Source organism: Luteibacter sp. 9135, assembly GCF_000745005.1.
In the GTDB taxonomy this organism is placed as follows: Bacteria; Pseudomonadota; Gammaproteobacteria; order Xanthomonadales; family Rhodanobacteraceae; genus Luteibacter.
Genome location: NZ_JQNB01000001.1, coordinates 2,287,227 through 2,301,904, shown reverse-complemented (window position 1 = coordinate 2,301,904; position 14,678 = coordinate 2,287,227). Strand labels below are relative to the sequence as shown.

Genomic DNA, 14,678 nt, shown 5'->3' with positions numbered 1-14,678 from the left:
GTCAGGCGAACTGGCGAAGGAAGCGCAGGTCGTTCTCGAAGAAGGCGCGCAGGTCGCCGACGCCATAGCGCAGCATCGCAAAGCGCTCCACGCCCAGGCCGAAGGCGAAGCCGGTGTAACGCTCCGGATCGATGCCGCAGTTGGCCAGCACGGTCGGGTGGACCATGCCGCAGCCGAGCACTTCCAGCCAGCGCGTGGAACCGTCCTCGGCATCCCAGCGGATATCGACTTCCGCCGAGGGCTCGGTAAACGGGAAGTAGCTGGGACGGAAGCGCATCTCGAAATCGCGCTCGAAGAACGCGCGGATGAACTCGGCCAGCGTGCCTTTCAGGTCGGCGAAGCTGGAGGTCTCGTCCACCAGCAGGCCTTCGATCTGGTGGAACATCGGCGAGTGCGTCTGGTCCGAATCGCTGCGGTATACCTTGCCCGGCGCGATGATGCGGATGGGCGGCTGGCGCCCCTGCATCGAGCGCACCTGCACCGGCGAGGTATGCGTGCGCAGCAGCCGACCGTCGCCGAAGTAGAAGGTGTCGTGCATCGCGCGCGCGGGATGGTGCGGCGGGAAATTCAGTGCTTCGAAGTTGTGCCAGTCGTCCTCGATCTCGGGACCATCGGCACGCTGGTAGCCGAGGCGACCGAAGATATCGGCGATGCGCTCGAGCGCACGCGTGATCGGATGGATCCCGCCGTATTCGCCATCGCGGCCCGGCAGCGTGACGTCGATGCGTTCCGAGGCGAGGCGGCGATCCAGTTCGGCCTGCTCCAGCGCCTGGCGGCGGGCGGCAATGGCGTCGGTGAGACGCTCCTTGACGCGATTGACCTCGGCGCCGCGCGCCTTGCGTTCATCGCCCTGCAACTGGCCCAGGGCCTTGAGCGCCGCGGTGACTGCACCGTTCTTGCCCAGCAGCGCAACGCGGACGGCGTCCAGCGCCTCCAGCGAGGCGGCCGCATCGATGTCGCGCAAGGACGCGTCGATATGCTCGATCGATTCCATCGGATTTCCTGACGTCCAAAAAAGAAATGGGGAGAAGGCAAGGCCTTCTCCCCACGTCATCCATCTTCGCGCGACATCGCTATCGCGCGTTCAAAGCGGATTACGCAGCCAGACTGGCCTTGGCCTTCTCTGCGATCACGCCAAATGCCTTGATGTCGTGCACGGCGAGGTCGGCGAGGACCTTGCGGTCGACGGCGATCTCGGCCTTGGTCAGACCGTTGATCAGGCGGCTGTACGACAGACCGAACTGACGGGCAGCAGCGTTGATACGGACGATCCACAGGGCGCGGAACTGGCGCTTGCGCTGCTTGCGGCCGATATAGGCGTACTGGCCAGCCTTGATGACGGCCTGGTTGGCTACGCGGAATACCTTGCGACGGGCGTTGTAGTAGCCCTTCGCACGGCCGAGGATTTTTTTGTGACGACGACGGGCGGTAACGCCACGCTTAACACGAGCCATGGTTCAACCCTCCCTTAGAGATACGGCAACATGCGAGCTACACCCTTGGTGTCGCAAGCTTTGACGTGATTGGGAGCGCGCAGGCCGCGCTTACGCTTGGTCGACTTCTTGGTCAGGATATGTGACTTGAAGGCATGACCGGCTTTGAACTTGCCGGATGCGGTCTTGCGAAAACGCTTCGCTGCCGCCCGGTTGGTCTTGATCTTGGGCATCGGAATGCTCCGTATTCGGTTGCTGACTGATCCGGCGGCAAGCCCTTGCGGGACAAGCACTTTCCTTCCTGCCGGGTACGGTGGTACGGCCCATCCATGCGGGCCGAGCCGGCGATGATACACGAAGAACGTGTAGGAGCGCACGTTGTGCGCGAAAAGCCGACAACGCGGGGATGAGGAAGAGGTGGGGCGAGCCCGGATCGCGCACAGCGTGCGCTCCTACACACCCCCCGTCTGGTTCGCAAAAAAAGGCGCCCTGGGGCGCCTTTCTGGGTTCAGATCTTCTTCTTCGGGCCGATCATCATGACCATCTGGCGGCCTTCGAGACGGGGGAAGGACTCCACCACGCCATCTTCGCCGATGTCCGTCTGGACCCGGCGCGCCAGGTTCTGGCCGAGGTCCTGGTGGGACATTTCGCGGCCGCGGAAGCGGATGGTGACCTTGACCTTGTCGCCTTCTTCCAGGAACTCGCGCATCTTGCGCAGCTTGATCTGGTAGTCGCCCTCGTCGGTGACGGGGCGGAACTTCACTTCCTTGATCTCGACCTGCTTCTGCTTCTTCTTCGCAGCCGAGGCCTTCTTCTGGGCCTCGAACTTGAACTTGCCGTAATCCATGATCTTGCAGACCGGCGGATCGCCGTTCGGCTGGATTTCGACCAGATCCATGCCCAGCTCTTCGGCGGCCTTGATGGCGTCTTCCGTCCGCATGATGCCGAGCTGCTCGCCTTCCGCGCCAAGCACGCGGACCTGCGGGACACGAATGTCTCTGTTCTTGCGATTGCCCTTGTTATCGGTCGTAGCGATACCGCTATCCTCCAGAAGATTGATCCCAATACCGGACCCGTGGCGTCAGCGACGGGTCTCGGCTTCCAAACGTTCGACGAACTGGGCCAACGGCATGCTGCCGAGGTCCTCGCCGCCGCGGGTACGTACGGAGATGGTACCTGTTTCTTTCTCGCGGTCACCGACCACGATCAGATAAGGCACCTTCTGCAACGTGTGCTCGCGGATTTTATATCCGACTTTTTCGTTGCGCAAATCGGAGTTTACCCTGAACCCTTGTCCGACAAGGGCTTGGGTTACCTCTTGCACGTAATCGGCCTGAGCGTCGGTAATGCTGAACGCAACCGCCTGAATGGGGGCAAGCCACGTCGGAAGCAAGCCCGCGTGGTGCTCGATCAGGATACCGATGAACCGCTCCATCGAGCCGACGATGGCCCGATGGAGCATGACCGGGTGCTGCCGCTGGCTGTTTTCGTCGACATATTCCGCACCCAGGCGCTCGGGCATCATGAAATCGACCTGCATCGTGCCCACCTGCCAGGCGCGGCCGATGGAATCCTTCATGTGGTACTCGATCTTGGGGCCGTAGAAGGCACCCTCGCCCGGCAGCTCCTCCCAGGCCACGCCGGCCGCCTGGAGGGCGGCGCGCAGGGCGTGCTCGGCCTTGTCCCAGACCTCGTCGGCGCCGATGCGCTTGTCCGGGCGCAGGGCGATCTTCATGGCGATCTCGTTGAAGCCGAAATCCTCGTAGACCTTCATGGCCTGGGCGTGGAACGCCGCGACCTCGCCTTCGATCTGCGCCGGGGTGCAGAAGATATGGCCGTCGTCCTGGGTGAAGGCGCGCACCCGCATGATGCCGTGCAGGGCACCGGAGGGCTCGTTGCGGTGGCAGCCGCCGAACTCGCCGTAGCGGACCGGCAGGTCGCGGTAGCTGTGCAGGCTGGTGTTGAAGATCTGGATGTGGCCCGGGCAGTTCATGGGCTTCAGGGCGTACGTGCGCTTCTCCGACTCGGTGAAGAACATGTTTTCCTGGTAGTTGTCCCAGTGGCCGGACTTCTTCCACAGGCTGACGTCCATGATCTGCGGACCGCGCACCTCCTGGTAGCCGCTGCTCTTGTAGACGCCGCGCACGTATTGCTCCACCGCCTGCCAGATGGCCCAGCCCTTGGGGTGCCAGAAGATCATGCCCGGCGCTTCTTCCTGCATGTGGAAGAGGTCGAGCTGCTTGCCGATGCGGCGGTGGTCGCGCTTCTCGGCCTCCTCCAGCTGGTGCAGGTAGGCCTTGAGGTCCTTGTCGTTGAGCCAGGACGTGCCGTAGATGCGGGTCAGCATCTCGTTGTTGGAATCGCCGCGCCAGTAGGCGCCGGCCACCTTCATCAGCTTGAAGGCGCGCAGCTTGCCCGTGTTGGGCACGTGCGGGCCGCGGCAGAGGTCGGTGAACTCACCCTGCGTGTAGAGCGACAGCGTCTCGCCCGCGGGGATGCTCTCGATGATCTGGGCCTTGTACTCCTCGCCCAGGCCACGGAAGAAGTCGATCGCCTCGTCGCGGCTCTTGACCGAGCGCGTCACCGGGATCTGTTCCTTGACGATCTTTTCCATCTCCGCCTGGATGGCCTCGAGGTCGTCCGGGGTGAAGGGACGTTCGTAGGCGAAGTCGTAGTAGAAACCGTTGTCGATCACCGGGCCGATGGTGACCTGCGCGCCGGGGAACAGGCGCTGGACGGCCTGTCCTAGCAGGTGGGCCGTGGAGTGGCGCAGGATGTCCAGCGCCTCGGGGCTCTTGTCGGTGACGATCTCGAGCGCGGCATCGTGGTCGATCGTGAAGCTGGCATCCACCAGCGTGCCGTCCACCTTGCCAGCGAGCGTGGCCTTGGCAAGGCCCGCACCGATGGAGGCGGCGACGTCCTGCACGGACACCGGGTGATCGAACGGGCGCTGGCTGCCGTCGGGTAGCGTGATCTGGATCATGAATGCGAATTCCGGACAAACAAAAAGGGCGCCATGCGCCCTTCGAAGATGACGAAGACGTGGCGTGGAGTCAGAGGGAGGGGCGCGTAGTCCGCATGTCGCACACTCGGCCAGCGTTACCGCGGGCCACCTTCGTCGGCTGGATACCCGCAAAAGCTAGATCAGGCACGCGGCCGTGTCAATCCGGGCGTCCGTTACACTGTGTCATTCGCTAGAGAACAGGTCTTCCCCATGCGTATCCTAGTCACCGGCACCGCCGGTTTCGTCGGCTCGGCCCTCACCGAGCGCCTGCTGGCCCGCGGCGACACCGTGCTGGGCTTCGACAACCACAACGATTACTACGACCCCGCGTTGAAAGAAGCACGCGTGGCCCGCTTCATCGGCCACCCGAACTACAGCCATGTGCGCGCCGATCTTGCCGAGCAGGCCGCAGTGGACAAGGCTTTCGCCGATTTCCAGCCGGAGCGCGTGGTCAACCTCGCCGCCCAGGCCGGCGTGCGTTATTCGCTGACCCACCCGCACGCGTACGTGCAAAGCAATCTGGTCGGCTTCGTCAATATCCTGGAGGCATGCCGCCGGCACGCGGTCGGCCACCTGGTTTACGCGTCGTCCAGCTCGGTCTACGGCGCGAACCGGAAAATGCCCTTCGCCGTCGAGGATGCCGTGGACCACCCGGTCAGCCTGTATGCGGCGACCAAGAAGTCCAACGAGCTGATGGCGCACACCTACAGCCACCTGTTCGGGCTGCCCACCACGGGGCTACGCTTTTTCACGGTGTACGGCCCGTGGGGCCGGCCGGACATGTCGCCGATCCTGTTCGCCCGCCGCATCGTGCAGGGCGAGGCCATCGACGTGTTCAACCACGGCAACCACAGCCGCGACTTCACCTATATCGACGACATCGTCGAGGGCGTGGTCCGCACGCTGGATCACCCGGCCCAGCCAGACCCGGGCTACGACCCGGTGGCGCCGCATGCCGGCAGTTCGTCGGCGCCGTATCGCGTGTACAACATCGGCAACGACGAACCCGTCCAGCTACTCGACTTCATCGGCCTGCTCGAGAAACACCTGGGCCGCACGGTCGAAAAGCGCCTGCTACCGATGCAGCCGGGCGACGTGCCGGATACCTGGGCCGACGTCTCGGCGATCCGCCGGGACGTCGGTTACGCACCCAGCACGTCGATCGACGCGGGGCTGGCGAAGTTCGCCGAGTGGTACAAGGCGTACTACCGGGTGGACTGACACCTCGCTGGCTCGCCGCCTTCAGACCAGGCGGCGGAGCAGTCCCGAAGCGCGATGGGTCTTGCGACCCACCGCGTAGGCAACGATGTCTGGCGAGGCCAGCAGGGTGAACGCGGCGCGGGCGCGCGTCACGCCGGTGTAGACCAGCTCGCGCGTGAGCACGGGCGACGGTTCGGCCGGCAGCGCCAACGCCGTGTGTTCGAATTCGGACCCCTGCGACTTGTGCACCGTCATCGCGAACACGGTATCCACCGCGGAGAGACGACTGGGCACCACGAAACGGATGCGTTCCCCACCCTGCTCGTGCATGACGGCGAACGCCACGCGCAAGGCCATGCCGCCCTGCCCGTCCGGCACCCACAGGGTCAGGCCGACGTCGCCGTTCATCAGGCCCAGCGCGTAGTCGTTACGCGTCACCATCACCGGCCGCCCTTCGTACCAACCGCCAATGGCCTCGACCAGCCCGCGCTCGAGCAGGCCTTTGGCGATGCGTTCGTTCTGCGCGTCAACCCCGGCATCGCCATGACGCGTGGCGCACAGCAACTGGAATCGCGCATAAGCCGTCAGCGCACCCGCCGCCCATGCCTCGAAGGCCGCGAGGTTAGCGCCGAGCGGGGGCCGGTTCGCCTCCAGCCAGTCCAGGTAATGCCTATAGCCCGGGGCCTGGTCGCGCCCGTCGATCGCCAAGGCGGCAATGGACGCGGCCGACGCCGGCAGCAAGGCCAATTCGCCGCTCGACGTGGAAAACGCTGCTGTCACGGCGGTCATGTCGCCGTGGTTGATGCCCAGCGCCAGCGCGCCGATGCCGCTGTGCTCGCCGAAGCGGCGGCTACGCCGCAGCATGGTCACCTGCTGGTCCAGCGGCCGTGCCTCGTCGTCCGTCGCGGACCAGGGACCTACGTCGACACCGAGCGTTCCGGACAGCCAGGCCCGCGTGCCGGCATCGTAGTAGCCCCGGTCGGCCCGCGCGCACAGGTCGCCGAGGACGGCCCCGGCTTCCACGGAGGACAACTGATCCTTGTCGCCCAGCAGCACCAGCCGTGCCTGCGGCGGCAGCGCGTCGAGGGTGGCCGCCATCATTTCGAGGTCGATCATGGAGGCCTCGTCGATGACCAGGACATCCAGGTGCAGCGGATGGTCGGCATCGTGGCGGAAGCGGCGGCTGTCGGGACGGCTGCCCAGCAGGCGGTGCAGCGTAGTGACTTCCGCGGGTATCGCCTGCTTGACGGAGGCATCCACCTGCAGCCGATCGATCTGCACGGCGATGGACGCGTTGAGTCGCGCAGCCGCCTTGCCGGTGGGCGCGGCGAGGCGTATGCGCAGGCGCGGCTGGCCGGCACGCTGCGCCATCGTCTGCAACAGCCCCAGCAGGCGAATGACCGTTGTGGTCTTGCCCGTGCCCGGGCCGCCCGTGATGACGGCGAACGCGCCCCGCGCCGCGATGGCACAGGCGATCTTCTGCCAGTCGGGTCCGCTCTCCACGACAGGAAACAGGCGATCCAGCTCCGCGGCCAGGTCGTCCGGCACCGGCAGCGGCGCCAACCGGCCGAGCACGGCCTCGGCCACGCGTGCCTCGTCACGCCAGAAACGGCGCAGGTAGAGCAGATCGCCATCGAGGACCAGCGGCGCGGCGGCGTCCCCCGTGGGACCGGCCACCAGCGGCGAGGCTGCGAGGACAGGCCGGATATCCGCCAGCGCGGCGTCGGCGGCGGTGTTCCAGGTGCCGATGTCGACGCAGATATGTCCATCGCCCAGCTCGCGGCTGGCCTGCGCCGCCGCCAGCAGGACCCGCGGATCACCCTGGGGATCGAGGCTGCCGAGGAAGCGCGCGAACGCGCGATCGACCGGACGAAGACGATCCTCCGCCACCGCGTTGTCCATCCAGCGATCGAGGTCGTCGCGTGTCGGCACGGTGTTCATGCGTCCGCTCCCCGGAACAAGGTGTCCAGCGCGTCGATCATCGCCCGCGGCGGACGCTCGGCATGCACGCCGTGACCGCGACCGTCCACGCCACGCAGGTAAAGATAGATGGCGCCGCCGATATGGGTGTCGTAGTCGTAGGCGTCGCCCAGGCGTGTACGCAGCTGGCGATGCAGCGCAAGCAGGTAGAGCGCGTATTGCAACTCGTAGCGGGCGTCGAGGATGGAGCGGCGCATGGCCTCCGGCGTGTAGGCGTGCTGGTCGGCGCCCAGCCAGTTGGACTTGTAGTCCACGACGTACCAGCGTCCTTCGTGCTCGATGATGAGATCGATGAAGCCCTTGAGCATGCCGTTGACGCGATCGGACGCAAGCGCCGGCCTTGCCGCGCCGTCCAGCGTGTGGGTGCGGACGATGCGGTCCAGCGCAAGCGTATCGACACCCTTCGCTTCGAACAGGAATTCCAGCTCCGCGCGATAGCGGCGGGGATCGTCCAGTGCACCGAGCGCAAGCGTGCGGCCGTCAGGCAAGGACAGCGGCGTGGACAGCAACCCGAGCAGCCAGATCGTCAGCAGGTCGATCGCATGCGCCCAGCCGCGACGCTCGCAGCGGCGTGCCACGGTATCGCGCAGGCGCTGCGGATCGCGGGCGACCGCCGCAAAGCCTTCCTCCGCCATCCACTCGAGCAGGTCGTGCAGGAAGGTGCCGGCCTCCGCGCCACGCTCGAACGCATGGATGCTGCCGGCCTCCGCCAGCGCCGCTGGACGCTCGCTCGCGTATTCGACGATCACGTCGTCGGTGGCGGTCTCCGGCGCGACGATGTCGTCCTCCGCATGGCGCAGTGCGCTGTAGCTGGCGATCCACCAGGGCTCGGCACGCGCGATGTACGCACGGCGCGCCGGCGCGGGATGTTCCTGCTGCACCGGGGGTTCGTAGCGGTTGTCTTCCGGCGCGGGCATGTAGTCCACGGCGATGCAGGCATGACCGTCCGCAAGGCGCCGCAGAAGACCCTCTATCGCGCCGTTGTCTATCTCCGCGCCACCGGTCAGCAGGTGACCCAACGCCGCCTTGTGCAGCTGCGGTTTTTTCGCGGACGCATGACTGACCGGCGCGACACCGATCCAGCACGCGTGACGCGCACGGGTCAGGGCGACGTAGAGCAGGCGCAGGTCTTCCTGCAACACCGCGCGCTCGGCGGCCTCCTTCGCGTCACGCACGGCATCGCCCGCACCCTGGTGGCTGGCCGCGACCAGTTCCAGCTGTGCCCCGTTGCCGTCGTGGTAGCGATACCCCTGCCCCGGGCGCATGCCTGCCACGGCGGCCGCGAAGGGCAGGAAGACCAGGGGATATTCCAGGCCCTTCGACTTGTGGATGGTCACCACCTTGACCAGGTCGTCGTCGCTTTCCAGGCGGACGATCTGGTCGTCGCCCGTGTGACCGGCGGTGTCGGCGATACGCTCGGCCAGATGACGGATGAGCGCCTGCTCACCCTCGATCGTGGACGCGGCCTGCTGCAGCAGCTCGGCCAGGTGCAGCAGGTTGGTCAGGCTGCGTTCGCCGCCGCGCTGCGCCAGCAACCGCGCCGGCAGGTCGAACAGGTGCAGGAAACGGTGCAGCATGGCCAGCACCCCACCCCGGCGCCACGTCTCGCGCAGTTCGAATAGCTCCTGCCCACGCCGCTCCCAGTGCCGCTCGTCCACATTGAGGCGCTCCAGTTCGCCATAGCCCAGATCGAGGCTGCGGGTGGCCAGCGCGGCACGCATGGCCGTGTCGGAGGATGGCTCGGCCACGGCACGCAGCCAGAGCAGGATGTCGTGGGCCTCGATGCTTTCGAGCACCGAGTCGCGATCGGACAGGAACACGCTGCGCACGTGGCGCTGCGCCAGCGCATCGCGTATCTGGGTCGCCTCGCTGTGGCTACGGACCAGGACGGCGATATCCGCCGGCTTCAACGCCGTGAAGTGGCCTTCGACCGAAACGAAACCGCAGCGGCCACGACCCGCGGCATTCAGCAGTTCGACGATGTGCGTGGCGCAGGCGCCTGCCATCTGCTCGCGATAGATACGCACGCCCACCGGCTGTTCGTCGTCGAGCAGCCAGACCTGCAAGGCCGCGGGCACAGCGTCGTCGATAACGAGGCGTTCGCTGCGACCACGGGACCGCACCGGTGCGAAGGGTAGCCCGCGGTCGGCGAAGTGGAACGCACCCGTGGCGTGGCCTTCGGCATGCCCGAACAGCGCATTGACCGCCGCCACCATGGCCTCACTGGAACGATGGTTGGTATCCAGGCTGTAATGCGGGGCGAGGGCTTCCGCCCTGGCCCCGAGGTAGGTCTGGATATCGGCCCCGCGGAAGGCATAGATGGCCTGCTTGGGGTCGCCGATCAACAACAGTCCGGTACCTTCCGCCGCGGCGTAGATCGCGCGGAAAATCCGATATTGCAAGGGGTCGGTGTCCTGGAACTCGTCGATAAGGGCGAGCGGGTATTGCTGGGCAATGGTCTGCGCCAGTCCCGTTCCGGTATCGGCGGCGAGCGCGCGGTCCAGGCGCAGCAGGAGGTCGTCGAACCCGATCTGCGCGCGACGCAGCTTCTGCGCGGCGAACCGCTCGCGCACCCAAGCCAGGGCGTCGGCCAGCACCACATGGCGAATGCCTACCTTTCCCGCCTGCCAGGCCTGCCAGTGTTCCAGTGCCGCGAACGCCGGATGCTCGGGCCGATGCTTGCCCTTGCCGGTGGCCTTGCCCAGCCGCGTCACGGAATACCGCGCGATATCGAAGTCGACGCGCTCCGCACGTTCCGCCCAGTAACGCATGGCGGCAAGATCGGCGGGAATACGGTCCGGTTTGTACCAGCCGTTGTGCAGGGTCTTGTCGCCTACCGCGGCGGTGACGATCGCCTCGATGCGATCGATATCGGCGAGCCATGTGCGCGCCGCATCCGCGTGGCGTCGCTCATCCTCCTCGTCCCATGCGGCACGATCGAGCAGGGCCGCATCGAGATCGCCGCCGGAGGCCAATACCTCGCCGTTGACGCGCAACGTGGCCTCGCCGCCGAACAGCAAGGGGCGCAGTGCGCGCGCAAGCGCATCGGGCGTCTGCCATTCCTCGAGGATGGGTGCGAGACGCGCCTCGTCGAGCAGGTAGAACGCCTTGCGCCAGTAGTCGCGTACGCACTCGGCGAGCAGTTCGCTCTCGTCCGGCTCCAGCGTCTGGGCGAAGGCGTGGCCACTGCCGAAGGCATGCTGGATCAGCATCCGCTGGCTCCAGCCATGGATGGTGAAGATGGCCGCCTCGTCCATCCATTGCGCGGCGAGTTCGAGCCGGCGCGCGCATGCGCCATGGCGATCCGCCTCGCAGGCATCCATCAGCGCGGCGAGGAAGGGCTCTTTCGTCGTGCCGGCCCGGAACGCGGCAGCCGCCTCGACGAGACGCGCCCGCACGCGTTCGCGCAGTTCCTGCGTGGCCGCCTCGGTAAACGTCACTACAAGGATCTGCGGCGGCAGCAAGGGCTGCGCCACGCCGTGGCCCAACACAGCGCGCACGTAAAGCGCAGCGATCGTCCACGTCTTGCCCGTGCCGGCACTGGCCTCGATCAGGCGCACGCCGTCCAGCGGCATGGTCAGTGGGTCCAGCGTCTGGAAGTCGAGGGTCATGCGCGCTCCACGTGAAGCGCGCCCAGCAGGTCGCGATAGGGCTGCAGCCAGCGGGTGAAGCCGGCGCGCTCGAGCGCATCGAACTCCGGCCACGCGCGCATCAGGTACGGATCGCCGTCCACTTCGCCCCGTACGCGGTCGTGGACGCCCTCGTAGGCGCTTCGTGCCGCCTGCATTGATGATTCCTCCGGGGCCAGGAGCGCCGAAAGCGCGGTGCGCGCGGCCACCGGCAGCGGCGCACGCATGCCCTCGCGCCACGCCAGCAGCAGTGTCTCCAGCATGGACGTGGCGCGGTCGGTCGGAATCGGAGCAAGCACGATCGTGGCGTCCGGCCCGACATACCGGGTCTGCACGGCAAGCCCGGCGGCCTGGGCCACCAGGTGATCGATCCATGGCATCACCAGCCGGTGCGTACGTGGCGAGCCGTCCGGCTCCAGCACGTTCGCGGGCGAAAGCAGGAAAGCGGCGAGGTTGCCTTCCGTGTCGGACCGGAGTTCGGCCAGCCAGTCCTCGACGACCACACCCGCGGCCTCGACACGCACTTCCCGCTTGCCGGCATCGATCGGCCAGCGGCGGCGCTCGGTCACGAACCGGGCGAAGATGGCCGACGCCGTGGCCGTCAGTTCACGGCGCACCGGCGCAGCGAACCCGCCCATGGGCAGCAGGCCGCTGCGTTGCAGCCGCGACGCCGCCATATCGATCGCGCCCGCGGCGTCATCGCCGCTGTGGACGGCGGCACGCAGCAAGGCGTCGGTCATGCCGAACCGACCCAGCGCATCGACCGCGAACGGCTCCTGGTCGTCGCCCGCGATGTCGCCCAGTTCGAACCGCACGCCGAGCCGTGCCTGGAAAAACTCCCGCACCGGATGACGCAGGAAACGCCGCAGCACGGCAAGCCCGATGGGCCGTTCGACGAGCAGCGCCGGCAAGGTCGACGCGTCGGCGGACGGGGTGATGTCGTGTGCCTGGCGCCACTCGCTGGCATAGGTGAACAACCGGGTGTCGCCCTCACGAAAGTAAGCACGACTGAAGGGCTGCAACGGGTGCTCCACCGAAAGACGTGCCAGGAGCGGCTTATCGTCGGCGCACCGCCATGCCGATGCCAGGTAATCCCGCAGCTGACCCACCAGCACCGATGGCGCGCGCTCGCTGTTGTCGCGGGCGCTGCGCGCGACCCAGCCGATATGCAGTGCATCGCGCGCGGACAGCAGGGCCTCGAGGAAAAGGTAGCGATCGTCCTCGCGACGCGAGCGGTCGCCCGGCCGCCACGCACCCGACCGCGACATCAGGTCGAAATCCATGGGCGGACGGGCACGCGGGTAGTCGCCGTCGTTCATGCCCAGCAGGCAGACCACCCGGAACGGGATGGCCCGCATGGGCATCAGCGTACCGAAGCTGACTGCACCGGCGAGGAATCGCTTGGAGAGTCCCGCGTCGTCGAACTGACCCAGCCAGGCCTCGCGCACCACATCGACCGGCAAGGGCTCGTCGAACCGGGCTTCGGCGCAAGCGCCTTCCCAGGTATCGAGGGCATCCAGGAGGCGTTCCAACTGCTTGGCATCCTCGGCGTCCGAACGATCGAAGAAATCGTCGATCAGCCGGCGCAGGCGTGCCCCCCATACCGCTGCCGGCGCCGGGTCGGCCATATCTTGCCAGTGGCGACCGAGTGCGGCGAGGAGGTCGGACAACGGGCCGACCAGCGCCGCATCGAGCCCCCCCACCTCGTCGAAGGGCTCGATATCGCCCCATGCCTCCCCTTCCCCCACGGCATAGCCCAGCAACATGCGCCGCAGACCGAACGCCCAGGTGTTCTGCTCCAGGGCCGGCAGCCCCAGCGAACCGCGCTGCGTGGCATCCAGCCCCCAGCGGATACCAGCGCCGCCGATCCAGCGATGCAGCAAGGGCAGGTCGTCCTCGGCCAGGCCGAAACGCGTGCGCACCGCCGGGACATCGAGCAGATCGGCCATCTCGCCGGCCGTGAACCGCGACTCGGTCATGCCCATCAGCATGTCCAGCGCCATGACCAGCGGAACGGTGCCACGCGCCGCACGATCCGCCACGCTGAACGGAATGAATCGCGGGTCGTCGCGCGGCACGCGGCCGAAGACGGCGTCGATGTGCGGGCCGTAGGTTTCGATATCGGGCACCATCACGATCACGTCGCGAGGCAGGATGGGATGGCCGTCGCGGGCTGATGCCTCGAACCGGGCAAGCAGCTGGTCGTGCAGGATCTCCACCTCGCGCTGCGGCCCGTGCGCGAGATGGAAGACGATGGAGGTGTCGTCCGCCGCCACCGGCCGCGGTTCTTCCGGCAGGGGCTCCAGGTCGAGGATGGCCGCCTGCACCTGCCCGAGCAGCGTGTTGCCGGTCGGCTCGGCGAACAGGTCGATGCGCTGGTCCCACGCGGTGAAATGCTCGCGATAGGTATCCGGATGGTCGAACTCGTCGAGCAGGCGGATGTAGTCGCGACCCTGCTTGCCCCAGGCGGCCAGCAGGGGGTTGGCGTAGAGGTGCATGTCCTCGTCGGAAGGCAGCAGGGGCATGCCGGGCTTGCTTTCCTGACGCCTCCGCTCGGCCCGCAGCAACTCGCGGTCGTCGACAATGTCCGCCCAGTAGTGGCGACAGGGATTCATCACCACCAGCACCACCTGCGACCAGCGTGCCAGCGCGGACAGGGCCTCCAGCGTTTGCCGCGGGAGCGAGGACATGCCGAACACCACGATGCGACGCGACAGGGCCGCCGGGCGCTCCGACACGGAGGCCACGGCCCGCAGGAAGCGCTCGTGCACCGCGGCACGGTGACCGTCGGCCTCGTCCGGGCCGACATCGTCCAGTAAGCGACGCCACAGGCGCGCCTGCCAGCAATCGTCTTCCGCCATGTCGGGCGCCGCACCGCGGGCGTCCCGCAGCACGTCGCGCCCTGCCGCCCAATCGTCAAGCCAGTCGGCACGGTATACCTGGTACTGGTCGTAGAGGTCGGCAAGCCGCTCGGCCAGCTGGTGGCACTTTCGCGCGTCGTCGTCCTTGCCGAGGAACGCGCTCAGCGATGCGAAGCCCTCTTCGGCCGCCACGGATGGCAACAGGCGCATCAGGCGCCAGACCAGACGGGACTTGTCGAAAGGCGACTCCGGCGGCACGGCATCCTTGCCGAGCACAGCGCGGTAGGCGATCCAGAGAAAACGCCCCGGCAATTGCACATCGACGGCCGCGGCGATACCCATGCCGCCGTCGGCCTCCGAGCGTGCCAGCGCCAGGCGGAACCACTGCGCGATGCCGTTGGACTGCACCAGGATCGACTCGTCTTCCAGGGGCTGCAAGGGCGCACGGCGAAGCCACGCCACCAGGACGTCACGCAGTTCTTCCAGGCGGTTGCCATGCAGGACCATGAGCCCAGGCGCGATGTCGTTCGCTGTGGTCACCACGGAGCTCCAGCGGACTCGGGAATCATGC

The 14,678-nt window shown here is 67.0% G+C and carries 9 protein-coding genes; 1 reads left to right on the top strand and 8 read right to left on the bottom strand.

Features of this window, described 5'->3' with window-relative positions:
- Position 1 precedes the first annotated feature (1 nt).
- From pheS to thrS, 5 genes are all read right to left on the bottom strand, one after another.
- Positions 2-994: a phenylalanine--tRNA ligase subunit alpha gene (gene pheS, locus FA89_RS09945; protein WP_036140469.1), complete on the bottom strand. Its 993-nt coding sequence runs from the start codon at positions 992-994 to the stop codon at positions 2-4.
- 100 nt (positions 995-1,094) lie between these two features.
- Entirely contained in the window at positions 1,095-1,454 is a 360-nt protein-coding gene (gene rplT, locus FA89_RS09940) for a 50S ribosomal protein L20 (protein WP_036140468.1), read from the bottom strand.
- Positions 1,455-1,468: 14 nt separating this feature from the next.
- The gene (gene rpmI, locus FA89_RS09935; protein WP_036114929.1) at positions 1,469-1,666 is read right to left on the bottom strand and encodes a 50S ribosomal protein L35; all 198 of its coding nucleotides are present in this window, start codon (positions 1,664-1,666) and stop codon (positions 1,469-1,471) included.
- 275 nt (positions 1,667-1,941) lie between these two features.
- Complete coding sequence (gene infC / locus FA89_RS09930; RefSeq protein WP_343123045.1) at positions 1,942-2,469, bottom strand: translation initiation factor IF-3; 528 nt, start codon at positions 2,467-2,469, stop codon at positions 1,942-1,944.
- Between the two features lie 45 nt (positions 2,470-2,514).
- Entirely contained in the window at positions 2,515-4,416 is a 1,902-nt protein-coding gene (gene thrS / locus FA89_RS09925; protein WP_036140465.1) for a threonine--tRNA ligase, read from the bottom strand.
- Between the two features lie 231 nt (positions 4,417-4,647).
- On the opposite strand from thrS, the gene FA89_RS09920 reads away from it, so the two are divergent.
- The gene (locus FA89_RS09920) at positions 4,648-5,658 is read left to right on the top strand and encodes an NAD-dependent epimerase (RefSeq protein ID WP_036140463.1); all 1,011 of its coding nucleotides are present in this window, start codon (positions 4,648-4,650) and stop codon (positions 5,656-5,658) included.
- Between the two features lie 21 nt (positions 5,659-5,679).
- On the opposite strand, the gene recD is transcribed toward FA89_RS09920, so the two are convergent.
- Genes recD through recC form a run of 3 tightly spaced genes read right to left on the bottom strand, consistent with a single transcriptional unit; the run spans position 5,680 to position 14,647 of the window.
- A complete protein-coding gene (gene recD / locus FA89_RS09915; RefSeq protein WP_036140461.1) occupies positions 5,680-7,578 on the bottom strand; it encodes an exodeoxyribonuclease V subunit alpha in 1,899 nt (632 codons plus the stop codon).
- Positions 7,575-11,228 carry an exodeoxyribonuclease V subunit beta gene (recB, locus tag FA89_RS09910; RefSeq protein WP_036140460.1) on the bottom strand — a complete coding sequence of 1,218 codons (3,654 nt, stop codon included), beginning with the start codon at positions 11,226-11,228 and terminating at the stop codon, positions 7,575-7,577. Before recB ends, recD begins: the two co-directional genes overlap by 4 nt.
- Complete coding sequence (gene recC, locus FA89_RS09905) at positions 11,225-14,647, bottom strand: exodeoxyribonuclease V subunit gamma (RefSeq protein ID WP_240003878.1); 3,423 nt, start codon at positions 14,645-14,647, stop codon at positions 11,225-11,227. The genes recB and recC overlap by 4 nt, the downstream gene beginning before the upstream one ends.
- Between the last annotated feature and the right edge of the window lie 31 nt (positions 14,648-14,678).